Annotated in this window: 1 protein-coding gene; it reads left to right on the top strand. The window is 38.5% G+C overall.

Going from position 1 to position 788, the window contains the following annotated elements; translation table 11 throughout:
- The first annotated feature begins 167 nt into the window (after positions 1 to 167).
- Positions 168 to 602: a hypothetical protein gene (locus tag GQR53_RS20520; protein ID WP_002963139.1), complete on the top strand. Its 435-nt coding sequence runs from the start codon at positions 168 to 170 to the stop codon at positions 600 to 602.
- Positions 603 to 788: the final 186 nt, after the last annotated feature.

Genomic DNA, 788 nt, shown 5'->3' with positions numbered 1-788 from the left:
TGATCGTTTGGATCGGTCAACCGGTCATTTTCTTAACTGATCGGCATTATGCTTTAGGCATCCTTTTTTATTATTTATTATCCAATTTTCTATTTATTGCCTGCCATACCTTTACATCTGCATAGATAAACCACACACTTTAAAAAAACTAATTAATAATAATTAATATGAAAAAAATCACGAGTTTATTAAGTTTGGTCATCTGTTTATTTTTATCAGCCTGTGGTGACGATACCAAAACACTTGGCGACACTCCTGGCGATACAGCAACCGCTTATTTTGATGCGCTTTATAACCAGCAAGACCTTCAAAAAGCCAGCACCATGGCGACCCCCAACCTTACACGTATAATGAAATCCTACGGCACCGCTAAACAGTTTTCCCGTAACTTAGTAAATATGCAATACGATGAAGTCACCATTGAAGTTGATATGACCAATATGAGCGTCCGTGAACAATACGGCGATAACGCTAAAATAAACCTTATTTTTACCGGCTATTTAAATGGTGATAAAATTGACGAAATGCGCAGTGTAAAAATGCTTCGTAAAAAGGGAAAATGGTACATAGATAAAATTGTTGCCGACCCTTACGCTCGTTAAAAATAAATGAATTAAACATAAAAAGGCCTTACATTTGTAAGGCCTTTTTCGCTTTAGCTAGGGCGTGTTGATCTTTGTGGATTGAAGTTTGTTCAATCTAGGGGCGATTTAATCGCGGCGCGAGGTTTGTAACCTATTGGGCTAAGTAAAAACCGAGCAAAGCTTCCGCGTCCTGCTCACGCCCCT

Origin of the sequence: Pseudoalteromonas sp. Z9A6 (assembly GCF_011378805.1) — a bacterium.
GTDB lineage: Bacteria > Pseudomonadota > Gammaproteobacteria > Enterobacterales > Alteromonadaceae > Pseudoalteromonas > Pseudoalteromonas distincta.
Note: the sequence above shows the minus strand (reverse complement) of the source record. Positions and strands in the feature narration are given on the sequence as shown.

Coding starts and splice junctions, on each gene's coding strand:
- GQR53_RS20520 (WP_002963139.1), top strand. CDS start 168: ATGAAAAAAATCACGAGTTTATTAAGTTTGGTCATCTGTTTATTTTTA.